Origin of the sequence: Terrisporobacter othiniensis (assembly GCF_000808015.1) — a bacterium.
GTDB classification, from domain to species: Bacteria; Bacillota; Clostridia; order Peptostreptococcales; family Peptostreptococcaceae; genus Terrisporobacter; species Terrisporobacter muris.
The window spans coordinates 38,524-61,378 of the sequence record NZ_JWHR01000059.1; the positions used below are offsets into that span (position 1 = coordinate 38,524).

Consider the following 22,855-nt stretch of genomic DNA (forward strand, 5'->3'; position numbering starts at 1 on the left):
TCTATTTATGACGGTACTTATCGTTAATAGATAAATTTGGATAAAATGTACTGCACATAATTAAAATATATAATAATGTAACAAAATTGTAAACAATATAACTAAAAAATATATTAAATAAATAAAAAAGTGCTTTAAACTATAAAATTATTGGTGGAATATACTCGGATTTATGTAAAAGCAAAAATATATGATAAATATTTTAAACTTTATCAACATATAAAAAGGCAATAAGTATGAAAACTTATTACCTTTCTGTTACTATTTTTTTAATTTTACTATCATTTCTTCTGTTGGAGTAACGTAAATTGTATTATTAGTTTCGTAAATAACCATACCAGGTTTTGATCCACTAGGTTTTTTAACATGTTTTTTCATAGTATAGTCTACAGGAACTTGAGAAGACATTCTTCCTTTGCTATAAAAAGCAGCAAGCATAGCAGCTTGATATAAAGTCTCATTAGGAACTTCTTTTCCTGCGCATTTAATAATAACGTGAGAACCTGGAATATTCTTAGTATGCATCCAAATATCTTCTGGGTCTGCAATTCTTAATGTTAAATAATCATTTTGCTTATTATTTTTACCTACTAAAATTGTAAATCCATCAGAAGATATAAATTGATTAGGCTTTGTAGTAATATCTAAATCTTTTTTAGCTTTGTATCTATAAGGGGCCTTGGAATATCCTAGTCGAATTAACTCATCTTTAATATCTGTTAGCTCTTCTAAATTTTCGCAGTTTTCAATACCTAACATAATATTTTCTAAATACTCAATTTCCTCGTTACAAATAGAAATTTGAGATGTTAATTCTATTTTTGCAGTTTTTAATTTATTGTACTTTTTAAAATACTTTTGAGCATTTTCAGAAGGTGTTAAGTTTTTATTTAAAGGTATAATAATATTTGAATAATTTTCATCATAGAAGTTTGCAACTTCCACATTTTCCATACCTTTTTCTATCATATATATATATGAAGTAAGTAATTCACCTTTAATTTTGAATTCATCAGCATTGTCAGCATCTCTTAACTCTTTTTCTATTTTCTTTTGTTTATGATAAAGTCGATCTAATTTAATAGAAATACTTTTTCTCAAATCGGATGTCCTTTGATGAACTCTGTCTTTGAAGTCTTTAGTTTTATAGTAGTCTTCAATAATTTGAGAAATAGATTGTTTTTTTATAAACTTATTTCCATCTAAAAAACTAAGGTTAATGCAACTAAAATCAATGACTTTATCTATACTTTCATCTATAACTATGCAAGGGTCATATTCATCATTTTTTATTTTAGTAAATAAATCAGAGAAAGCTCTATATAAAGTGGATAACTCATCACGAGTTTTGTCATCGGAATAGTCATCAGTAGTTAAGTTAGCTCTATGACAAATTTCTTTAGCTACAGATGGACTTATTCCTAAAAATTTAGAGTAGATACCTTTGTATATAGGACCATTAAATTCTCTTAAAGTATTAATAAAACTTTTAATTGAAATACCTTTTATAGGGTTAACTTTATTCTGAGCTGGTGGAAACTCATAAGTCATATTGGGAAGTAACTGACGAACTCTACTGACGCTAGGCGGAATCCTTTTTATAGAATCTATTATTTTGTTATTTTGAGTTAAAATTATATTACTATGTCTACCCATTATTTCAATATAAATATCTTTTGTTGTTTTTTCTTTTAATTCATCAAAAGATTCCACACTGATTTTTATTATTCTTTCAAAATCAACTTGAGAAATATCTGTAATTATACCACCTTGTATGTATTTTCTAAATAGCATGCAAAACATAGGTGCTTTAATTGGATTTTCTTTTTTATATTCATTGGCTATATAAACTCTAGGGTTTGATGCACTAGAACTTAATACTAATTTGAAGTTTTCTTTGTTGTTTCTTATAAATAAAACTAATTCATCATTTTCTGGTTGATGAATTTTGTCAACTTTACCACCCACAAGCTTTGTATGAAGCTCAGAGGCTAAGTTATGAACTACTAAACCATCTAATGCCATAATATTCTCCTTTCAGACATAGGTAATAAACTTATTATTACATATTATAACCAAGATGTGAATAGTGGGAACATAATCTTTTACATAAATATGCAAATGAAATAAAATTATAAAAATGACCACTATACAACCATAATCAAAATGATATAAGTCTTAATATTTATTTTTTACTGATAATATTGTATAATACTAAGTTAGAACTGTTTGTATAAAAAGGGGCGATATGAATGGAGTTTTGGAAGTTACAAGGAATAGGTAATGATTTTATAGCAATTGATGGTAGAAATGATGATATAGTAAATAATAACTATGGGGAATTAGCAAAGAAAGTTTGTCATAGAAGGTTTTCAGTAGGAGCAGATGGATTATTAGTTGTGAAAAATAGTGATGTAGCAGATGTTGAAATGGTATATTATAATGCTGATGGAAGTCGAGCATCCATGTGTGGAAATGGACTTAGATGTTTTGCAAAGTTCGTTTATGACAATAATATAGTTAAAAAAGAAGAATTTGATGTTTATACTTTAGATGGAATAAAAAAAATAAAAGTTAATCTTAAAGAAAATAAATTGGACACAATTAAGGTTAATATGGGTAAAGGAAGTTTAAAATCTACTGATATACCTGTTAATAGCGAAAAAGAAATTTTTATAAATGAAAACATTCAAATTTTAGATAAAGAATTTACTGTTAGCTCAATGTTAATGGGTGTTCCACACACTGTCATATTTGTAGATAATATAAATATGGAAGATATACATAAATATGGTCCAATAATTGAAAAAAGTGAAATTTTTTCACAAAATACTAATGTAAATTTTGTTAAGGTTTTGAATGATTCGAATATATTAGTCAGAACTTGGGAAAGAGGTTGTGGGTATACTTTAGGATGTGGAACCGGTATGACAGCCGCAGTTATTATAAGCAATTATTTAGGTAAGGTAAGTAAAAGTGTAAATGTTACTTCTGAAGGCGGAAGTATAAAAATAGATTTAGTTAATGATGAAGTTTACATGAGTGGAAGAGCACAAAAAATATGCGAAGGAAATTTGGAGGTATAAATAATATGGCTATAAGCATGACTGGTTTTGGTAGAGGTGAATTTAAAAATGATAATTATCATTTTTTAGTAGAATGTAAAACAATAAATCACAAATATTGTGATATAAATGTTCGTCTACCAAGAAAGATATCTTTTTTAGAAGATAAAATAAGAAATTATGTTAAAAATTTTGTAAAAAGAGGAAGGGTAGATTTATATATAAAGCTTGACTTAGTTGGCTCTGAGGATGTAAACTTAAAGTTCGATGATAAATTAGCAGATCAATATGTAAAGATTCTAAAAGAAATAAAAGAAAAGTTTGATTTACAAGATGACATAAGTGTAATGAGCGTAGCTAAGTTTCCTGACATAGTAAAATGTGAGGAAAAAGAAGAAGATGAAGATTTATACTGGAGTATGTTAAAGGAAGCACTAGACATTACTTTAGAAAAACTTGCTCTAATGAGACAAGAAGAAGGTAAAAAGCTTGCTGAAGACACATTAAAAAGATGTGATATATTAAGTGATTTATTAGACCAAATAGAAAGACACTCAGAAACAGTTGTAGATGAATACAAAGAAAAGTTATATAGTAGAATTAATGAAATATTAGAAAATCCAAGTATAATAGATGAAAATAGATTGGCACAGGAAGTTGCCATATTTGCAGATAAAAGCTCTATAACAGAAGAAATTGTAAGATTTAGAAGCCATATTGAACAACTTAAAAATACTGTTGTAAAAAATGATTCTATAGGTAGAAAAATAGACTTTTTAATTCAGGAAATGAACAGAGAAGTTAATACAACAGGTTCAAAATCATCTAATATAAATATAACTAACTTAGTAGTAGAAGTTAAAAGTGAATTAGAAAAAATTAGAGAACAGATACAAAACATTGAATAGTATTAAGTATGATAAATACTATGAAAATGTATAATACTAATAGATAAGTTGAAAGGATGAAATATTAATGGTTATAAATAAGAAAGGTCTTTTATTAGTTGTATCGGGGCCATCTGGAGCAGGAAAAGGCACAATTTGTAAAGTATTAATGAATAGAAATAATGATTTAAAACTTTCTGTATCAGCAACAACTAGGCAACCCAGAACTGGTGAAGTTGAAGGGGTAAATTACTTCTTCTTAACACATGAAAAGTTCAACGATATGATAAGTAAAAATGAGTTTTTAGAATATGCTCAAACTTATAGTAATTTCTATGGAACACCAAAAGGACCAGTTATGGAGTGCTTAGAAAAAGGTCAAGATGTTGTTCTTGAAATAGAAATGCAAGGAGCAAGACAAGTAAAGCAAATCTATCCAGATGCAATTTTGATATTTGTTTTACCGCCAACTCTTAGTGAACTACAAAGTAGATTATCTTCTAGAGGAACAGAAACTGAGGAGCAAATGCAAGAAAGATTAAGCTGTGCTTTTGAAGAAATCAAGCAAATTAAAGATTATAACTATTTTATTTTCAACGAAACTAATAGAGAAGTTGAAGCTGCAATAGAAATAGAAAATATTATAAGTGCTGAAAAAAATAAAGCTACAAGATATGAAGAAGAAATAATAAGAAAATTTAAGGAGGAATTATAAAATGAAACCATCTATAAATGAAGTATTAGCAAAAATAGACAACAGATATTACTTAGTAGGAACAGTAGCTAAAAGAGCTAGAGAAATAGTTGATGGAAGTGAGTCTTATGTAGAAAGTAAAATTAACAAAGGTAAGCCAGTAATGTTAGCTACTGAAGAAATATCAGAAGGAAAAATAACTTACAGATTACTAACTGAAGAAGAAATAGAAATAGCAGAAGCATTACATGCAGAAGAACAAAGTAAATTAATCGAGGAGTAAGATTATGTTAAAAGATAAAACTGTAGTAATTGGTGTTAGTGGTGGAATAGCAGTATACAAAGTATGTGATGTTGTAAGTAGACTAAAAAAACTAAATGCAAATGTTCACATAATTATGACTAAGAGTGCAACTGAATTTGTCACACCTCTAACTTTTCAATCATTAAGTCAAAATTATGTAGTAAATGATATGTTTGAAGAACCAAAAACTTGGGATGTTGAACATATATCTTTAGCAAAAAAAGCGGATGTATTTTTAATTGCACCAGCAACAGCAAATGTAATTGGAAAAGTTGCAAATGGTATATGTGATGATATGTTGACAACTACAGTTATGGCAACTACAGGGAAAGTACTTATAGCACCTGCTATGAATACGAATATGTATAAAAATCCTATTCTTCAAAGAAACATTAATATATTAAAAGAGTTAGGTTATAATTTTGTAAACCCAGAAAGTGGTAGACTTGCTTGTGGAGACATAGGAGAAGGAAAACTTGCTTCGCCAGAAATTATTGTTAATACAGTAATAGATTTATTAAACAATAGAGATAAAGATTTACAAGGAAAAAAAATAATGATAACTGCTGGTCCTACGGTGGAAAGTATCGATCCAGTAAGATATTTAACGAATAGATCTACAGGAAAAATGGGATATGCTATTGCAAAAATGGCAGCTGATAGAGGGGCAGATGTAACTTTAGTTAGTGGTCCAACAAATATAACTCCACCAGCTAATTTAAAAAAACTAATAAAAATTCAATCTGCGGAAGAAATGTATAGTGCAATTATAGATAACTTTGATGAGAATCAAGTAATAATAAAAAGTGCAGCTGTTGCAGATTATAAACCTAAGACTTATAGTGATAAAAAAATTAAAAAAAGCAATGATGATTTAGTTATAGAATTAGATAGAAATAAGGATATAGCCTATGAATTAGGAAAAATTAAAAAAGATAAAATTTTAGTAGGATTTGCTGCTGAAACTAATGACCTTATTGAAAATGCCAAAGGTAAAGTTAATAAGAAAAATTTAGACTTTATTGTTGCCAATGATTTAACTGAAGAAGGGGCAGGCTTTGGCACTGATACAAATATTGTAAAAATAATTGACAAAGAAGGCAACATAAGTAAATATCCTCAAATGAAAAAGGATGAAGTTGCAAATGTCATATTAGATAAAGTAAAATCATTATTAGAAAAGTAAGCATCTATTTATAGATGCTTATATTTTTAAGTAATAGATTTGTCACTTTTAATATGAGAGAAGCGAATTTTAAGGAGCAATCTATGTATAGTGAAAAATACGCAAAAGTTATAGTGAAAAATAACAGCATTTATACAGATAACTTGTTTACATATAAAATACCAGATTTTTTATTGGAAGATATTCAAGTAGGACATAGAGTTTTAGTTCCTTTTGGAAGGAGTAATAAACCTATAGAAGCCTATATATTTTTGATTGCCAATAAAGTAGAAGATAATATAGAGTTTAAAGAATTATTTGATATTCTTGATGAGCATCCTATTTTTAAAGAGGAAGATATAAATTTAATTCATTGGATAAAAAATAGATATTTATGTACCTATATGGATTGTATATCTTTATTACATCCTAAGGGATATAAGGTAGAGAGTTTTAAAGAAATAAGTTTATCGAAAGAAATTAAAAATTTAGATGCTAATAGTTTATACATGAAAATAGATAGCTTAAGTAAAAACAAACAATTTGTTATAAATAAAATAATAGAAAATAAAAATAAGATAAAATTAGACAAATTAATAAAAGAAAAGGCAATAGAAGAAAATAGTAATCCTAAGGATTTAAAGCTTTCATCTACTATAAATAATCTTTTATTAAAAATGAAAGAAGATAATTTAATTGATATAGTTTGGAATTATAAAAGTCAAAAAAATGAAAAGAAAATTTGTTATGTATCATTGAGTATGGAGCCTAATATTATTGAAGAATATATTTCATACAATAAAATTCGATTAGGAGATAAGCAAAGAGAAATTATCGAGTTTTTAAAATATAATGAAGAAGTAGAAATTAATGATTTAATTAAATTATTAAAAGTTTCAAAATCAAGTATAACTTCTTTGCAAAATAAAAACTTAATAATATTTAATATAAGAGATTATTATAGAAGTCCTAAAGAATATTATGATGAAAATAAAAAAGAAATTATACTTAATGAAGAACAAGAAGATGCAATAAAAAAAATAACTTCAGAAATGTTTGATGAAAATAAAAAGCCTTATATGATTCATGGTGTAACAGGTAGTGGAAAAACAGAAGTTTATATGGAAATAATAGATTATGCTTTAAAACAAGGCTTAGATAGTATTTTCTTAGTTCCAGAAATTTCTCTAACACCTCAAACTATATCTAGATTGAAAAATAGATTTGGTGATATAGTAGGAGTTTTTCATAGTAGACTATCTGAAGGAGAAAAGCATGACGTTTTTAAAGCTATAAAAAATGGAAAAATAAGAATATTAATTGGTGCTAGATCAGCTTTATTTGCACCATTCAATAGTTTAGGTGTAGTAATAATTGACGAATTTCATGAAAGTGCCTATAAATCAGAAAAAAATCCAAAGTTTTCTGCTATTGAAGTAGGTAAATACATGGCTTTGAAGCGAAATATTACTTTGGTTCTTGGTTCTGCAACACCATCAGTGGAAGAATATTATAGAGCAAAAAATAATGAATACAACTTAATTACTATTAAAAAAAGGGCAAATAAAAAGCCACTTCCAAAGATAGAGTTAATTGATATGAAAAATGAATTGACTCTAGGTAACAAAAGTATGTTTTCTTATAGTTTGCAAAATGAAATTAAAGAAGCTTTGAGTGAAAATAATCAAGTTATATTATTTTTAAATAGAAGAGGTTATGGAAATTTTGTTTCTTGTAGAAAGTGTGGGTATGTTTTTTCATGCAAAAACTGTGATATATCATTGACTTATCATAAACACCAAAATACTGGACGATGCCACTATTGTGGATATGAAGAAATAATACCTAAAACTTGTCCAGAATGTGGGAGTGATTATGTTAAGCCTTTTGGAATAGGAACAGAAAAAGTTGAAGAAGAAATAAAAAGACTCTTTGGTAATGCAAAAGTTCTTCGTATGGACAAAGATACAACATCTAAAAAAGGTGAACTTGATAATATTTTAAATAAGTTCAAAAACAAAGAAGCAAATATCTTAATTGGGACTCAAATGCTTAGTAAAGGTTTGGACTTTGAAGATGTAACTCTGGTTGGTATTTTATCAGCAGATATGATGTTAAATCTTCCAGATTTTAAAAGTTTTGAAGCCACATTTCAATTGATAACTCAAGTATCTGGAAGAGCTGGTAGAAGTGATAAAGAAGGTAAAGTAATACTTCAAACATATGATACAGATCATTATGTAATAAGAAGAGCTTTAAATTATGATTTTGAAGGTTTCTATGATGATGAAATAAAGGTAAGAAAGATTTTTAGCTATGCACCATTTAATAATATGATAAGTGTAGTAGTAAGTGGAAAAAGTGAGAAACTAGTTGAAAAGAATATAAAAAGTATGTATAACTCTCTTATCTATTTATTAAAAGAAAGAGGAGTAGAAGATTTTGACTTTATATTAGGACCGAGCCCTTGTGCTATTTCAAAAATTAATCAAAACTATAGATATCAATTATTATTTAAAGATGATAATATTGAAATTAATTTATTAAAAGGTATAATAAAATATATATGTATAACGAAAAAGGAAATTGTATTTGATAAAGATGTAAACATTTCAATAGATGTTAATCCAAACAATATTCTTTAATTATAGGAGGAAAAATTATGGCAATTAGACAAATAGCTCAAATTGGAGAGCCAGTACTTAGAAAAAAATCAAAGGTTGTAGAAAAATTTGACCAAAAATTAATAGATTTATTAGATGATATGGCTGATACTATGTACGAGGCAGATGGTGTAGGACTTGCAGCACCACAAGTTAGTATACTAAAAAGAGTAGTTGTAATAGATGTAGGAGATGGTTTATTAGAACTTATAAATCCAGAAATAATAGAAACTAGTGGAGAACAAATAGATGCAGAAGGTTGTTTAAGTGTAGCTGGAGAAAATGGAGATGTTAAAAGACCTTATGTAGTAAAAGTAAGAGCTCAAGATAGACATGGAAATACTTTTGAAATAGAAGGCGAAGAATTATTAGCTAGAGCTTTCTGTCATGAGATAGATCACTTAGACGGAGTGTTATTCGTAGATAAAGTAGAAAAATAGTAGGAGTGATATAAATGAAAATAGTATTTATGGGAACACCAGACATTGCAAAAGGATGTCTAGAAAAACTAATAAATGAAAAACTAGATATAGTAGGAGTAGTTACTCAAGCCGATAAACCAATTGGTAGAGGTAAAAAAATGGGTATGCCACCAGTTAAAGAATTGGCTCTAGAACATGATATACCTGTGTATCAACCGGTTAAGGCTAGAGATGAAGAATTTATAAATACTTTAAAAGAAATTAATCCAGATTTAATAATAGTAGTAGCTTATGGTCAAATTCTTCCTAAAGCATTGCTTGATATACCAAAGTTAGGATGTATTAATGTTCATGTATCTTTACTTCCAAAATATAGAGGAGCAGCACCAATTAACTGGGTAATAATCAATGGAGAAGAAAAAACAGGTGTTACTACAATGTACATGGATGAAGGATTAGATACAGGAGACATAATACTTCAAAGTGAATTTGCTTTAAGTAATGAAATAACAGCAGGTGAGCTTCATGATATGATGATGGAACAAGGTGGAAACCTTTTAATAGAAACTATTAATCAAATAGAAAAAGGATGTGCACCAAGAATAAAGCAAAATGATGAAGAGTCTTCTTATGCACCTATGATGAATAAATCTTTAGGAAATATAGATTTTACTAAGACTGCCAGAGAAATTCATAACTTAGTCAGAGGAGTAAATCCTTGGCCAAGTGCTTATACAACTTATGAAGGTAAAACCATGAAAGTTTGGAAAACAAAGGTTTTAAATGAAAGTGCTAATAAACCATGTGGAACAATACTTAAAGTTGATAAAGATGGTATAAGAGTAGCGACAAACGAGAATATTTTATTAATAGAAGAAATACAAATGCCAAACAAGAAAAGAGTGGCAGTTTGTGAATATATAAAAGGAAACAAGATCGAAGAGAATACTATTCTAGGTTAGGCTTATTATGACTGATATAAAAAAATACGTTAAGGTAGTTAATGTTTTTTTAATAACTCTTATTTTAAGTGCCTTGCTTATTCATTTATTCTTATCAAAATATATAAATATACTTTCTTTAGTGATAAATCTTATAGTCATTGGAATAATATTATTAATATTATTTTCAACTGTGATAACATATTTTATTTTAAATGATAAGGAAGTCAATAGATATTTAATGAGAATAAATTATACAATAATAAGATGTATATTTCCTATTATAAGTAATATGGGAAAATTTGCTGGCATATCTAAAGATGAAATAAGAAAAATATTTATTAAAATAAACAATGCTTATATTTACAGTAATAAATATAGTTTTAATAGTGAAGATTTAATAATTTTAATTCCTCATTGTATTCAAAATCATAATTGTAAGTTAAAAGTTACAAATGATATTGATAATTGTAAAAAATGTGGTATGTGCAAAATAAATGAGCTACTACAATTAAAAGAAAAATATAATACAAAAATATTTATAGCTACAGGAGGAACTTTGGCAAGAAAAGTTATTATTGATAATAAACCCAAAGCAGTAATAGCTGTGGCTTGTGAAAGAGATTTGACATCAGGAGTAAGAGATGTTAAGGGAATTCCAGTTCTTGGAGTTTTTAACTTAAGACCAAATGGACCTTGTGTAGATACCAATATTAATATTAAAGAAGTAGAGGAAGCAATAAGTTTCTTTACGTATAAATAAGGAGAGTGTTTTATATGGTTCCAGGTATGGGTTATGGAGGATATTACGGTATGTATTATGATAGAACGATGCTTTTATTAATACCGGCAGTTCTGTTAACTATCTATGCTCAATATAAAGTTAGTTCAACAACAAATAGATTCTTTAATGTAAGGGCAAATAGAGGCTATAACGGTGAAGAGACGGCTAGAAAAATACTAGATAGTAACGGGTTATTTAACGTTAGAATAGAAATGGTTAGAGGAAGACTTAGTGATCATTATGATCCAAGGACTAAGGTTTTGAGATTATCACAAGATGTTTATAGTGGTACATCTATAACATCAGTAGCTGTAGCAGCTCATGAATGTGGTCATGCTATACAACATGCACATGGATATGCACCTTTAAACATAAGAAGTAGCTTAGTACCTGTTGTAAATTTTGCTTCAAACATGTCTTGGATATTTATAATGCTAGGATTTTTCACAAGAGGTATTTTCTTACAAATAGGTATATTATTATTTGCTGCTTCAGTATTATTCCAGATAGTAACACTACCTGTAGAATTTAATGCATCAAGTAGGGCCTTAACTCAACTTACATCTCTAGGGATAGTAGATGATAGAGAAGTAAGACAAAGTAGAAAAGTACTTCAAGCAGCAGCCTTAACTTATGTGGCGGCAGCAGTTACTGCAATTCTTCAACTACTAAGATTAGTAATGATTGCAAATAATCGTGATGATTAATAATTAGGTCCTAGTTTACTAGGACCTTTTTTAAAACAAATCAAAAATTAATTAAATTTTGATACAACAAGGAGAAAATTATGAACGCAAGAGAAATAGCATACAAGGTTCTTTTAGATATAGAAAAGAATAAAAATTATTCGAATATGGCAATAAATAAACACTTTAAAGATGTGGAGCTATCAAATCAAGACAGAGGATTAGCAACGGAAATAATATATGGTGTAATAGAAAATAAATATTACATAGATTATATGATTGATAAGTTATCAAAAGTAAAAACAAATAAAATGGAGATATACGTTAAAACATTATTAAGAATGGGAATATATCAAATAATGTTTTTAAATAGTATATCTGATTATGCTGCGGTAAATGAAACTGTAAATTTAGCTAAGAAGAAAAATTCTAAGGTATCAGGATTTATTAATGGAATACTTAGAAATGTTATAAGACAAAAAGAAACTATAGGAGCAATAAAGGTAAAAGATGATATAGATTATTTAGCTATTAAATATTCTTATGATAAGTGGATGATAAGAAACTGGATGATTCACTTTGGTAGAGAATTTACAGAAGAATTATTAGAGGCTAATAGTCAAAGACCAAGTATTTATTTAAGAACAAATACTTTAAAAATTACTAGGGATGAACTGATTGAAAAATTAGAAAAGCAAAATATAAAAGCTTATAAGGTAAGTGTAGTGGATGAGGCTATAAAGGTTGAAAATTTAAAAGACATAGAAAATAACTCTATTTATAAAGAAGGACTATTTACAGTGCAAGATATAAGCTCTATGCTTGTAGGTAAAGTTATGAATCCAGAAGAAAATTCTTTGGTTTTAGATGTATGTAGTGCTCCTGGTGGGAAAACTACACATATGGCTACATTAATGAATAATACAGGACAAGTAGTATCTAGAGATATATATGAGCATAAATTAAAGTTAATAAAAGCATCTTGCAAAAGACTTAATCTTACTAATGTGAATGTAGAAGAATATGATGCAATGAAGATTGACAAAGATAGCATAGGTAAATTTGATTATGTTTTAGCTGATGTTCCATGCTCAGGCCTTGGAATAATTAGAAGAAAGCCGGAAATAAAATATAAAGAAAAAGAAGAATTCAGAGATTTACCACCAATTCAAAAGAAAATACTTGAAAACGCATCTAAGTATGTAAAAAAAGGTGGAACTTTAATATATAGTACTTGTACTATACAAGATAGTGAAAATATTGATGTTATAAATGAATTTTTACAAAAGAATAAAAACTTTGAATTAGCTCCTATTAATGAGGTAAAGGTTGATTTAGATAATCAAGAAAAAGGTTATATGAAGATTTATCCTAATATTCATGAAATGGATGGATTCTTTATATCAAAATTAATTAGAGTAAGGTAGTGATAAAATGACAGCAAATAAAGTGGCATTAAAAAATATGACAGAAGAAGAATTAAAAGAATTCTTAAAAAGTATAGGTGAAAAACCATTTAGAGGTAGTCAAATATTTTCCTGGATATATAAAGGTGCTAAAACTTTTGACGATATGAATAATATACCGAAAAGTCTAAGAGAAAAATTAGAAGAGGTATCTTATATAGGAAATATAAAACTAGAATTAGCATTAGAATCAAAAACAGATAAATGTAAAAAATATTTATTTGAATTAAATGATGGAAATATAATTGAAACAGTTATGATGGATTATGGAGATAGAATAACTGTTTGTATATCAAATCAAGTAGGATGTCGAATGGGATGTAAATTTTGTGCATCTACATTAGAAGGACTAATTAGAAACTTAGAGCCGTGGGAAATTTTAGACCAAATTATGAAGGTTCAAGAAGATACTAATAAAAGAGTTTCTAATTTAGTTTTAATGGGAAGTGGAGAACCATTAGACAACTTTGAAAACACTAAAAAGTTTTTCAAATTAGTAAATGAAAAAAATGGATTAAATATAGGATATAGACATATAACTTTATCTACTTGTGGAGTTGTGCCTAAAATATATGAATTTGCTGACTTACAGCTACCTATTAATTTAGCTCTTTCATTACATTCTCCTTTTGATGAAGAGAGAAAAAAAATAATGCCTGTTGCCAATGCATATAAAATAGATGATATAATAAAAGCATGTAAGTATTATATTCAAAAAACAAATAGAAGAGTTACTTTTGAATATTCGTTAATCAGAGGTGTAAATGATTCTAAAAAAGAAGCTGATGCAATTGTAAAACTTTTAAAAGGGATGTTATGTCATGTTAACTTAATTCCTATTAACAAAGTAGAAGAAAGAGACTTTGAAAGACCTGATAAAACTTATATTTACAAATTTAGAGATATCCTAGAAAAAAATAATATTCCGGCAACAGTTAGAATATCTATGGGATCTGATATAGGAGGAGCTTGTGGTCAGCTTAGACGTAAACACAAGTAAATAAGGAGGGTAATTGCTATGATTTATAATTGTGACTCTCATGTGGGAAAAGTTAGAAAAAATAATGAAGACTACTGTATGGGGGAAATTATACAAACGGAGGATGATTGTATAGGAATATTTGCTTTAGCTGACGGTATGGGTGGCCATAAAAAAGGAGAGGTAGCAAGCAAAATAGCAGTAGAAAGTATAATAGATTTTTTAAAAGAGAATATTTCTCAAAGTGGTGGCATAAAAATGGATTATTTAGATGATATAATAAAACAAGGGTATAATTATGCTAATAAGAAAATTTATGCAAAGGCTTTAGAAGATAATTCTTGTGAAGGTATGGGCACAACTTTAGTTGTGGCAGTTATTTATAAAAATGATGTGATTATAGCTAATGTTGGTGATAGTAGAGGTTACTTATTGCATAACGATGACTTTAGAAAAATAACTAAAGATCATTCTGTAGTTGAAGAATTGGTAAATGCTAATTTAATAACTGAAGAAGAAGCTAGACGCCATCCTCGTAGGAATCAAATTACACGAGCAATGGGAGCAGAAGAAATAATTATAGTAGATATATTTAGAGAAAAATTAGAAAAAGATGATATATTACTTTTAGCAACAGATGGACTTACTGGTTGTGTAGAAGATGAATCTATAAAAAATATTATTGAACAAGATAAAGGTATTAAAGAAATTTGCCAAGATTTAATTAATGAGGCTAATAATAATTCTGGTAAGGACAATATATCTGTTATCTTAAGTAAGATTGATTAGGATGGTGATATTGTGGGAGAAACAATTTTAGGTAATAGATACGAAATCATAAGGAAAATTGGCGATGGAGGTATGGCTTTTGTTTATGAAGCAAAGGACAGACTTTTAAACAGAGTAGTAGCTGTAAAAGTTTTAAGACCAGAGTTTGTAGATGATGAAGAATTTTTAGCAAAATTTAAAAGAGAAGCAGAAGCTGTGGCTAACATATCTCATCCTAATATAGTTAATGTATATGATGTAGGCTGTGATGGTAAAGTAAACTATATAGTTATGGAGTATATAGATGGACAAAATTTAAAGGAAATTATAAAAACTGAAGGAACTTTAGATGAATATACTGCTCTTGATATAACTAAACAAATAGCAAAAGCTCTTGGAGCTGCACATAAAAAAGGGGTCATACATAGAGATATAAAACCACATAATATATTAATATCAAGTGAAGGTAGAAACGTAAAAGTAGCAGATTTTGGGATTGCAAAAGCTGCCACAAATTCGACTATGACTAATATAGGCAGTATAATAGGATCTGTTCATTATTTTTCACCAGAGCAAGCTAAGGGTAAACCAGTAAAAAATAATGCAGACTTATATTCTCTAGGAATAGTTTTATATGAAATGTTATTAGGAAAAGTACCTTTTAAGGGAGATAGCCCTATTTCTATAGCTCTTCAACACATAAATGAGGATATAGAATTTAGCTTAGAGGAAAAAACTCAAATACCTCAAAGTATTAGAACTTTAATTAAAAAGCTGACAGAAAAAGATCCTACTGATAGATATCAAAGTAGTGAAGAAGTTATTGAAGATATCGAATATATTGAGCAGAATATAGATTTAGATTTTATTAAGCAATATGATGATTTTGCTACAAGAAGAATGCCACCAGTTGAAGTAGTAGATAATTCTAATAAGTTTAAAACTTTAGGTAAAGAGCAAAAAAGAGAACCTAAAGAAGAAATGTTTGTTCAGCCTGAAAGAGAAGAAGTTGACAGCTATGACAGAAAACCTAAAAAGAAAAAAAGAAATGGATTTAAAGGTGCTATAATAGGATTACTTGTTTTAGCTATATTAGGAGTTGCTGGGATTGTAACTAATGGATTTGGGCTTTTAAATGGTAACACAGATAATAATGTAATAATTGCACCAAATTTAATTAATATGAGCTTACAAGATGCAAATAAGACTATAAATAATTTGGATTTAAAGTTAACTATCAGTGAAAGACATGATCCAGATGTAGAAAAAAATCATGTTATATCTCAAACTCCACCAGAAGGAACTGAGCTAGAAAAAGGAGATACTGTAACAATAGTAATAAGTTTAGGCCCAGAAGAATTATCAGTACCAAACTTATTAGGATTTGCACTAAAAGATGCTAAGAAAATTCTTGAAAAAGATGGCCTAGTGTTAGGTAGCGTAAGTTATGATTATAGCGAAATTTATAAAGAAGGTACTGTGATTAATCAAAGTCCAATTGCAGGTGCAGGAAGTATTAAAAAAGGTGATACTGTTAATGTGGTTGTAAGCAAAGGTCAAAAGCCAGAAGAAAAACCAAATGAAGAAGAAAAACCATCTGATGATGATAATTCTGATCAAAATAACAATAACAATAACAACAATGATAGTAATAATAACGATGATGGTAATAATTCGAATAATAATAATAACAATTCGAATAATGGTGGCAATGCTAACAATGGTAGTGATAATAACTCAGACAACACACAAAATGGAAACAATAATTCTGGAGATCAACAAACTAGCAATATAAATAATGATGATGACGATAATGATTAAAGTATAAAATTAAATCATATAAACAAAATATAAGTAAGCATTATGCTTACTTATATTTATTTTTAATAAAAAATAATGAATAAAAAATAATATATAATAATTAAATTTAAAATAATAAAAATATTGTGGTAATATATAATAAAGTGTTAAAAAAATAAGGAGGCAATTAATGTTAGATGGAAGGATAATGAAAGGAATAGGGGGATTCTACTACGTAGATACAGAAAAGGGACTGTATGAATGTAGAGCTAGAGGAATATTTAGAAAAAATAAGCAAACTCCTTTAGTAGGTGATAGAGTAAAAATTAGTATAGTTGATGAGGAAAAGAAAATAGGTGTTGTTGAAGCTATTGATAAAAGAGATAGCGAACTTATAAGACCTCCAATTGCTAATGTGGAAAAAGCATTAATAGTTTTTGCTGTAAAGAACCCTACACCTCATTTATCTTTATTAGATAGATTTATAGTTCTTGCTGAGAAAGAAAATTTAGAAATTGTAATTATTCTTACAAAAGTTGATTTGGATGAGGATAATATTACAGATAAAATAAAAGAAATATATGAGTTAAGTGGATATAGGGTAATTCCAGTAAGTAGCAAGTCTAGAGAAAATATAGACAAAGTAAAAGAAGAGTTAAATAACAGTGTAGTAGTTTTTGCAGGTCCATCAGGAGTTGGAAAATCTAGTTTATTAAATGAAATAGATCAAAATTTTAAGTTACAAACTGGAGAAGTTAGTGATAAAATCAAAAGAGGGAAACATACTACAAGACACGCTGAACTTTTAAAACTACAATGTGGAGGTATAGTTGCAGATACACCAGGTTTCTCTTCCTTAACTTTAGAAGATATAGAAGAAAGTGAGTTAAAGGAATACTTTATAGAGTTCGATGAAGTTGATAACTGTAAGTTTGGAAATAAGTGTATACATGAAAAAGAGCCAGGTTGTGGAGTTAAAGAAGCTGTTGAAGCAGGGGAAATTTCTAAAGTAAGATATGAAAGTTATATACAATTACTTAATGAAATAAGACAAGGGAAAAGGAGATATTAAAAAATGATAAAATTAGCACCATCAATATTATCAGCAGATTTTGCAAAACTATTAGAAGATGTTAAAAAGGTAGAAAAGGCAGGATGTGAATATTTACATATAGATGTTATGGATGGACATTTTGTTCCTAATATAACATTAGGTCCTGGAATAGTTAAATCTTTAAGAAAAGATGTTGATATGGTATTTGATACACATCTTATGATTGAAAATCCGGATAATTATATTAAAGATTTTGTTGATGCAGGTAGCGATTTAATAGTAGTTCATGTGGAAGCGTGCAGACATTTACATAGAACTATACAAAATATTAAGTCACATAATGTAAAAGCTGGTGTTGCACTTAATCCTGCTACACCAATAGAAACTATAAAGCACATATTACAAGATGTAGATATGGTACTTATAATGACTGTAAATCCTGGTTTTGGGGGACAATCATTTATTGAAAGTATGGTAGAAAAAATAAAAGAATTAAAACAAATAATAGATGAAAAAAATCTTAATGTTGATATACAGGTAGATGGTGGAATAAAACCAAATAATATTCATAAGGTAGTTGAAGCTGGAGCTAATGTAATAGTTGCAGGATCAGCTATATTTAATAGTGAAAACATAGAAGAAACTGTAAAGCTAATGAGAAAGAATGCAAGTCTTTAGGAGATACTAATGAAAGTTTGTATTATATTAAATGGTGAAATAAAAAATTATGATAAAACAAAAGAAATAATACTTAGAGAAAAATATGATTATATAATAGGGGCCGATGGTGGCTGTAATCATTTATATAAAATGAATATTATACCTAAATATATAATAGGAGACTTAGATTCTATTGATAAAGACTTAGTATACTATTATAAAAATAGAAACGTATTATTTAAAACATATCCATCTCATAAAGATGAAACAGATTCAGAAATTTGTATTTATCTAGCTAAAGAACTAGAAGCAAAAAGAATTGATTTTTATGGGGCTTTAGGAGGCCGTATAGACCATACTCTTGCAAACATAGGCTTAATGCATTATGTAAGAGAAATGAATATTGAACCTCGAATGATAACTAGTGAAGAAGAAATTACTACTATAAAAAATGAAGAGATTATTTTGCATGGAAAAAGGGGAGATACAATATCAATTATCCCTATAATGACAGATGCAAATAATATAACTCTTAAAAATTTAGAGTACCCTTTGAACAATGCTAAAATGGGGTATCTATCATCTTTAGGTATATCTAATGTTATGCTAGATGATGAGTGTAGTATAAAAATTGAAGATGGATATGCATTGATTATAAGGAATTATAAGGTTAACTTATAAATAAAAACCATATGAATATTATCTAAAATGGATAATTATTCATATGGCTTTTATTTTATTATAAAAAATACTATGATATAGTCAAATTAGTTATAAATTTCTATTAAGAGGAATAAGGAGTCTTAGGGAGTTATAGGACTTACTACTCCAGATACTGTTACAAAAGCAGACCCGAGAAAGGTAGAAGGATATTCATTTAATCCAGGATTAATAGGAAAGATATTACAAAGTCAAATTGATAAATTAAAAAATAAAATATTGACTATATTGTAGGTCTTTTGCATTTGGGAATGGATTAAGAAAGTGCATCATATAGATTAACAGATATAATAAGTCAAGAGGAAGGTTTAGATGTGTTTATAGATGTGCATAGTCATTATGTAGTTAAAAATGCTAAGGTAAAGGATAAATCGGGGCATGATGTAATTGTTGCTCAAACAGAAAATTATTTGATCAACATAGGGTAAGTAATTATACGTGAAGATGGCAGCATAGATAATAATTTATTAAATGTAGTAACTAAGATTCAAGTTACAGATGAACAAATATTTGAAGCTTTAGAGTTTGCTACAAGTGATTTTCCAAATGCTGCAGGTAAATTTCCACAAGTATCTGGAATGACTTATGAAATATATACATTTATTGAATATAAAGATGATAGGAGCGGATATGGAGTGATGGACGAGGCTTTAGTAAGTTATATAGAGAGTAAGGCTGATGAAGAGTATGAAAGCTCTGCTGGAATAATAGTTATATATAATAAATAAGGGGATATGCGATAAAAATAAAAAAACAATAGAATAAATAATTTATAATTCTAAAACAAAAACCTTCCTTAATATAATTTATGAGAAAGGTTATTATTTTAAAAATAATATTATGCAATCTTATAAGTTTTAAAAGGTCTATAAAAAATGTGAATTGCATAAAAATTAATAAATATACTTAAAGAAGTTTTATGTAACTTATGGAAAATAGTAAGAATTATCTAACCTGGGGGGGATAAATATGAAAATGGTAACTATAAAATTACCAAAATGGCTTTCTAATATTGTTCTGAAATTTATGAGAAATGATAAAAAATAAAAATGAAAAATTGATGAACTTTTAGATAAAAAAGAGAGCCTACATTTCTGTAGGCTCTTTACTAATAAAATAAATTTATTATTAAGCTCTATCAACTTTGTTTGAACGTAAGCATCTTGTACAAACTTTTACTCTTTTTGGAGTTCCATTTTCTATAACTTTAACGTTTCTTAAGTTAGCAGCCCATGTTCTTTTGCTGTGTTTATTTGAGTGTGATACTTGGTTTCCTGAAACTTTACCTTTACCACATACGCAACATACTCTTGACATTATATACACCTCCTTAAAATGATAACTATTTTAAGACTAAAAACATATTTATATTAACATAAAATTTATATATATAAATTTTGCTAATGTAAATATTAAAAGAGAAAATAATGATAAAAGTTTATTATCATTATTTTACTATGCTGTAAATCACTATGTTTTAAAATATAAAAACTTTATATCTTCTGTGCTTAATACATAGTATTGACAGTAAACGTCTTTTTAGTTACCAAATTTAAATAACTTTTAATTATTAATTACTTATAGTATTATATATCTTGTCTAAAATAGAAATATAAACTATAATTTATTAAAATAAAGGAAATTTGTTGAATTGATGAAATTAATAATTCAACATTGTACAAAATATTATTAAAAAAGAAAATGAGGGGGTAAAACCATGACTACTAAAGTAAATAATAAATATGGATGTATAGAAATAGATAAACATGTTATAGCTCAAATTGCATACAGAGCTGCAATGGAGAGTTACGGATTAGTAGGTTTCTCACAAAAGATAAAAGGTATTGTTGAATTATTAAAAGGAGACAATGCTACTAAAGGCGTTAAGATATATGAAACAGAAGATAATAAAATAGAAATAGAATTATTTGTTATAATGCAGTATGGAATTAATATTTCGACAGTAGCAAATAACATAATAGACAGAGTGAAATATTCAGTAGAAAATATAACTTCAATAAAAGTTAGTAAAATTGATGTTAACGTGCAAGGTATCAGGGTTAAGTAATATAGGAGGAAGAATATGATTCAATGTATAGACGGAAAACAATTCAGAGATATGTTTGTTTCAGGAGCAAATAATCTTCAAAACAATAAAGATTTAGTTGATAAATTAAATGTATTCCCTGTTCCAGATGGTGATACAGGAACAAACATGTCTTTAACTATATCATATGCAATTAAAGAATTATCAAAAGTTGAAAATGATGATATAACAGATATAGGTAAAGCTCTTTCTAAAGGTTCTTTAATGGGAGCTAGAGGAAACTCAGGAGTTATACTATCTCAAATAATAAGAGGTATAGCAAAATCAATAGAAGGAAAAGAAACTTTAAATGTTGTAGACTTAGCGAATGCTCTAAAAAATGGTTCTGATACTGCTTATAAAGCTGTAATAAAACCAATAGAAGGAACTATTCTTACTGTAGTTAGAGAAAGTGGAGAATATGCAGTAAAGGTTGCTAACAAGGACATGGACATGATTGAGTTCCTTGAATTAATAGTAAAGAAAGCTAATGAATCACTAGAGAAGACACCAGAATTACTAAAGGCTTTAAAAGAAGCTGGAGTTGTTGATTCAGGTGGGAAAGGATTAGTTCTTATATATGAAGGAATGTTATCATCTCTAAAAGGAAATGATATAAAATCTGTAGAAGGTGAAATATCTCCTAATGTAGAGGTTAACGTGGAACAAAACATATCTAGTGAAGATATTAAGTTCCAATACTGCACAGAGTTTATTTTAGAAAGTGATAAAATAGATGATTTAGCAGTAAGAGATATGTATATGAAATTTGGGGATAGCTTAGCTGTAGTTGGAGATGAAGGTGTGATAAAAGTACATGTTCACACTAATGACCCAGGTCTTGCTATACAAGAGGCATTAAAATACGGACAATTATTAACAATAAAAATAGAAAACATGAAACTTCAACATGAAAATAAGGTACTAAATGAAACGGCTCAAACTAAAGATGTACCAGTTGAAGAAAAAGAGTACGGATTTATAGCTACTTCTATGGGTGAAGGCTTAGCACAAATATTCAAAGATTTTGGTGTTGATCACATAATAGAAGGTGGTCAAACTATGAACCCAAGTACAGAAGATTTTATGAAAGCAATAGAAAGCTTACATGCAAAAAATATTATTATATTACCAAATAACAGTAACATAATAATGGCTGCTAACCAAGCTAAAGAATTAAGTGATAAAAATATAATAGTTATACCAACTAAAAATGTTGCACAAGCTTTTGCTACTTTAGTAATATTTGACGGTGATGCTGATGTAACTGAAAATGAAGCAAACATGATGGAAGTCCTATCTTCAGTAAAATCTGGTCAAGTAACTTATGCTGTAAGAGACACAGTTATAAACGATGTAGAAGTAAGAGAAGGAAATATAATTGGTATAGCTGAAGGAAAATTATTAGCTGCAGGAGATAAGGTTGATGAAATAACTACTGATCTTGTTGAAAAATTAGTAGATGAAGATAGTGCTATAATAACTTTATTCTACGGTGAAGATACTTCTGAGGAAGACGCAGAAGCCTTAAGAGATTCTTTAGAGGAAAAATTTGAAGATATAGATGTGGAATTACACTATGGAGGACAGCCTCTTTATTATTACTTAGTTTCAGTTGAATAATGATTAACTGGTCCTGTATAATCGTACTATATTAGTATGTTATACAGGATTTTTTAATCTTAAGGGAATAATAATTGTAGGTGATAAT

The 22,855-nt window shown here is 27.9% G+C and carries 22 protein-coding genes; 20 read left to right on the forward strand and 2 right to left on the reverse strand.

The window, feature by feature from the left end:
- Positions 1–261 precede the first annotated feature (261 nt).
- The gene (locus QX51_RS05515) at positions 262–2,025 is read right to left on the reverse strand and encodes an Rqc2 family fibronectin-binding protein (RefSeq protein ID WP_039678903.1); all 1,764 of its coding nucleotides are present in this window, start codon (positions 2,023–2,025) and stop codon (positions 262–264) included.
- 227 nt (positions 2,026–2,252) lie between these two features.
- Here QX51_RS05515 and dapF point away from each other — a divergent pair, with 227 nt between their 5' ends.
- From dapF to QX51_RS20585, 18 genes are all read left to right on the forward strand, one after another.
- Positions 2,253–3,086 (forward strand): diaminopimelate epimerase, encoded by an 834-nt coding sequence (gene dapF / locus QX51_RS05520; RefSeq protein ID WP_039678904.1) that lies wholly within the window; start codon positions 2,253–2,255, stop codon positions 3,084–3,086.
- 5 nt (positions 3,087–3,091) lie between these two features.
- Complete coding sequence (locus QX51_RS05525; protein ID WP_039678905.1) at positions 3,092–3,973, forward strand: YicC/YloC family endoribonuclease; 882 nt, start codon at positions 3,092–3,094, stop codon at positions 3,971–3,973.
- 67 nt (positions 3,974–4,040) lie between these two features.
- The gene (gene gmk / locus QX51_RS05530; RefSeq protein ID WP_039678906.1) at positions 4,041–4,667 is read left to right on the forward strand and encodes a guanylate kinase; all 627 of its coding nucleotides are present in this window, start codon (positions 4,041–4,043) and stop codon (positions 4,665–4,667) included.
- Between the two features lies 1 nt (position 4,668).
- Positions 4,669–4,929: a DNA-directed RNA polymerase subunit omega gene (rpoZ, locus tag QX51_RS05535; protein WP_039678907.1), complete on the forward strand. Its 261-nt coding sequence runs from the start codon at positions 4,669–4,671 to the stop codon at positions 4,927–4,929.
- Positions 4,930–4,933: 4 nt separating this feature from the next.
- Positions 4,934–6,136 carry a bifunctional phosphopantothenoylcysteine decarboxylase/phosphopantothenate--cysteine ligase CoaBC gene (gene coaBC / locus QX51_RS05540; protein WP_039678908.1) on the forward strand — a complete coding sequence of 401 codons (1,203 nt, stop codon included), beginning with the start codon at positions 4,934–4,936 and terminating at the stop codon, positions 6,134–6,136.
- A gap of 83 nt (positions 6,137–6,219) precedes the next feature.
- The gene (gene priA, locus QX51_RS05545; RefSeq protein WP_039678909.1) at positions 6,220–8,760 is read left to right on the forward strand and encodes a primosomal protein N'; all 2,541 of its coding nucleotides are present in this window, start codon (positions 6,220–6,222) and stop codon (positions 8,758–8,760) included.
- Positions 8,761–8,777: 17 nt separating this feature from the next.
- Complete coding sequence (gene def / locus QX51_RS05550) at positions 8,778–9,218, forward strand: peptide deformylase (protein ID WP_039678910.1); 441 nt, start codon at positions 8,778–8,780, stop codon at positions 9,216–9,218.
- A 14-nt stretch (positions 9,219–9,232) separates the two neighbouring features.
- Positions 9,233–10,162, forward strand: a complete 930-nt coding sequence (gene fmt, locus QX51_RS05555; RefSeq protein ID WP_039678911.1) for a methionyl-tRNA formyltransferase — start codon at positions 9,233–9,235, stop codon at positions 10,160–10,162.
- A 172-nt stretch (positions 10,163–10,334) separates the two neighbouring features.
- Entirely contained in the window at positions 10,335–10,904 is a 570-nt protein-coding gene (locus QX51_RS05560; protein WP_330376038.1) for a DUF116 domain-containing protein, read from the forward strand.
- Between the two features lie 14 nt (positions 10,905–10,918).
- Positions 10,919–11,632, forward strand: a complete 714-nt coding sequence (locus QX51_RS05565; RefSeq protein WP_242842693.1) for a zinc metallopeptidase — start codon at positions 10,919–10,921, stop codon at positions 11,630–11,632.
- 80 nt (positions 11,633–11,712) lie between these two features.
- Positions 11,713–13,038 carry a 16S rRNA (cytosine(967)-C(5))-methyltransferase RsmB gene (rsmB, locus tag QX51_RS05570; protein WP_039678913.1) on the forward strand — a complete coding sequence of 442 codons (1,326 nt, stop codon included), beginning with the start codon at positions 11,713–11,715 and terminating at the stop codon, positions 13,036–13,038.
- 7 nt (positions 13,039–13,045) lie between these two features.
- Positions 13,046–14,077, forward strand: coding sequence for a dual-specificity RNA methyltransferase RlmN (gene rlmN / locus QX51_RS05575; RefSeq protein ID WP_039678914.1), 1,032 nt, complete (start codon positions 13,046–13,048; stop codon positions 14,075–14,077).
- An 18-nt stretch (positions 14,078–14,095) separates the two neighbouring features.
- Positions 14,096–14,845: a Stp1/IreP family PP2C-type Ser/Thr phosphatase gene (locus tag QX51_RS05580; protein WP_039678915.1), complete on the forward strand. Its 750-nt coding sequence runs from the start codon at positions 14,096–14,098 to the stop codon at positions 14,843–14,845.
- A gap of 12 nt (positions 14,846–14,857) precedes the next feature.
- Positions 14,858–16,645: a Stk1 family PASTA domain-containing Ser/Thr kinase gene (gene pknB / locus QX51_RS05585; RefSeq protein ID WP_039678916.1), complete on the forward strand. Its 1,788-nt coding sequence runs from the start codon at positions 14,858–14,860 to the stop codon at positions 16,643–16,645.
- Between the two features lie 169 nt (positions 16,646–16,814).
- Positions 16,815–17,696 (forward strand): ribosome small subunit-dependent GTPase A, encoded by an 882-nt coding sequence (rsgA, locus tag QX51_RS05590; protein ID WP_039678917.1) that lies wholly within the window; start codon positions 16,815–16,817, stop codon positions 17,694–17,696.
- 3 nt (positions 17,697–17,699) lie between these two features.
- Entirely contained in the window at positions 17,700–18,356 is a 657-nt protein-coding gene (gene rpe / locus QX51_RS05595) for a ribulose-phosphate 3-epimerase (RefSeq protein ID WP_039678918.1), read from the forward strand.
- Between the two features lie 9 nt (positions 18,357–18,365).
- Complete coding sequence (locus QX51_RS05600) at positions 18,366–19,019, forward strand: thiamine diphosphokinase (protein WP_039678919.1); 654 nt, start codon at positions 18,366–18,368, stop codon at positions 19,017–19,019.
- A 617-nt stretch (positions 19,020–19,636) separates the two neighbouring features.
- Positions 19,637–19,786: a hypothetical protein gene (locus tag QX51_RS20585; protein ID WP_161791903.1), complete on the forward strand. Its 150-nt coding sequence runs from the start codon at positions 19,637–19,639 to the stop codon at positions 19,784–19,786.
- 400 nt (positions 19,787–20,186) lie between these two features.
- Here the strand turns inward: QX51_RS20585 and rpmB are convergent, their stop codons facing one another.
- Positions 20,187–20,375 (reverse strand): 50S ribosomal protein L28, encoded by a 189-nt coding sequence (rpmB, locus tag QX51_RS05605; RefSeq protein WP_018589792.1) that lies wholly within the window; start codon positions 20,373–20,375, stop codon positions 20,187–20,189.
- A gap of 400 nt (positions 20,376–20,775) precedes the next feature.
- On the opposite strand from rpmB, the gene QX51_RS05610 reads away from it, so the two are divergent.
- Together QX51_RS05610 and QX51_RS05615 are read left to right on the forward strand one after the other, a co-directional pair.
- Positions 20,776–21,126 carry an Asp23/Gls24 family envelope stress response protein gene (locus QX51_RS05610; RefSeq protein ID WP_039678920.1) on the forward strand — a complete coding sequence of 117 codons (351 nt, stop codon included), beginning with the start codon at positions 20,776–20,778 and terminating at the stop codon, positions 21,124–21,126.
- 15 nt (positions 21,127–21,141) lie between these two features.
- Entirely contained in the window at positions 21,142–22,767 is a 1,626-nt protein-coding gene (locus QX51_RS05615; RefSeq protein ID WP_039678921.1) for a DAK2 domain-containing protein, read from the forward strand.
- Positions 22,768–22,855: the final 88 nt, after the last annotated feature.

Coding starts and splice junctions, on each gene's coding strand:
- QX51_RS05565 (WP_242842693.1), top strand. CDS start 10,919: ATGGTTCCAGGTATGGGTTATGGAGGATATTACGGTATGTATTATGAT.
- rlmN (WP_039678914.1), top strand. CDS start 13,046: ATGACAGCAAATAAAGTGGCATTAAAAAATATGACAGAAGAAGAATTA.
- rpe (WP_039678918.1), top strand. CDS start 17,700: ATGATAAAATTAGCACCATCAATATTATCAGCAGATTTTGCAAAACTA.
- QX51_RS05615 (WP_039678921.1), top strand. CDS start 21,142: ATGATTCAATGTATAGACGGAAAACAATTCAGAGATATGTTTGTTTCA.
- fmt (WP_039678911.1), top strand. CDS start 9,233: ATGAAAATAGTATTTATGGGAACACCAGACATTGCAAAAGGATGTCTA.
- rsmB (WP_039678913.1), top strand. CDS start 11,713: ATGAACGCAAGAGAAATAGCATACAAGGTTCTTTTAGATATAGAAAAG.
- gmk (WP_039678906.1), top strand. CDS start 4,041: ATGGTTATAAATAAGAAAGGTCTTTTATTAGTTGTATCGGGGCCATCT.
- QX51_RS20585 (WP_161791903.1), top strand. CDS start 19,637: ATGACTTATGAAATATATACATTTATTGAATATAAAGATGATAGGAGC.
- def (WP_039678910.1), top strand. CDS start 8,778: ATGGCAATTAGACAAATAGCTCAAATTGGAGAGCCAGTACTTAGAAAA.
- QX51_RS05580 (WP_039678915.1), top strand. CDS start 14,096: ATGATTTATAATTGTGACTCTCATGTGGGAAAAGTTAGAAAAAATAAT.
- QX51_RS05525 (WP_039678905.1), top strand. CDS start 3,092: ATGGCTATAAGCATGACTGGTTTTGGTAGAGGTGAATTTAAAAATGAT.
- rpoZ (WP_039678907.1), top strand. CDS start 4,669: ATGAAACCATCTATAAATGAAGTATTAGCAAAAATAGACAACAGATAT.
- rpmB (WP_018589792.1), bottom strand. CDS start 20,375: ATGTCAAGAGTATGTTGCGTATGTGGTAAAGGTAAAGTTTCAGGAAAC.
- QX51_RS05515 (WP_039678903.1), bottom strand. CDS start 2,025: ATGGCATTAGATGGTTTAGTAGTTCATAACTTAGCCTCTGAGCTTCAT.
- priA (WP_039678909.1), top strand. CDS start 6,220: ATGTATAGTGAAAAATACGCAAAAGTTATAGTGAAAAATAACAGCATT.
- dapF (WP_039678904.1), top strand. CDS start 2,253: ATGGAGTTTTGGAAGTTACAAGGAATAGGTAATGATTTTATAGCAATT.
- coaBC (WP_039678908.1), top strand. CDS start 4,934: ATGTTAAAAGATAAAACTGTAGTAATTGGTGTTAGTGGTGGAATAGCA.
- QX51_RS05610 (WP_039678920.1), top strand. CDS start 20,776: ATGACTACTAAAGTAAATAATAAATATGGATGTATAGAAATAGATAAA.
- QX51_RS05600 (WP_039678919.1), top strand. CDS start 18,366: ATGAAAGTTTGTATTATATTAAATGGTGAAATAAAAAATTATGATAAA.
- rsgA (WP_039678917.1), top strand. CDS start 16,815: ATGTTAGATGGAAGGATAATGAAAGGAATAGGGGGATTCTACTACGTA.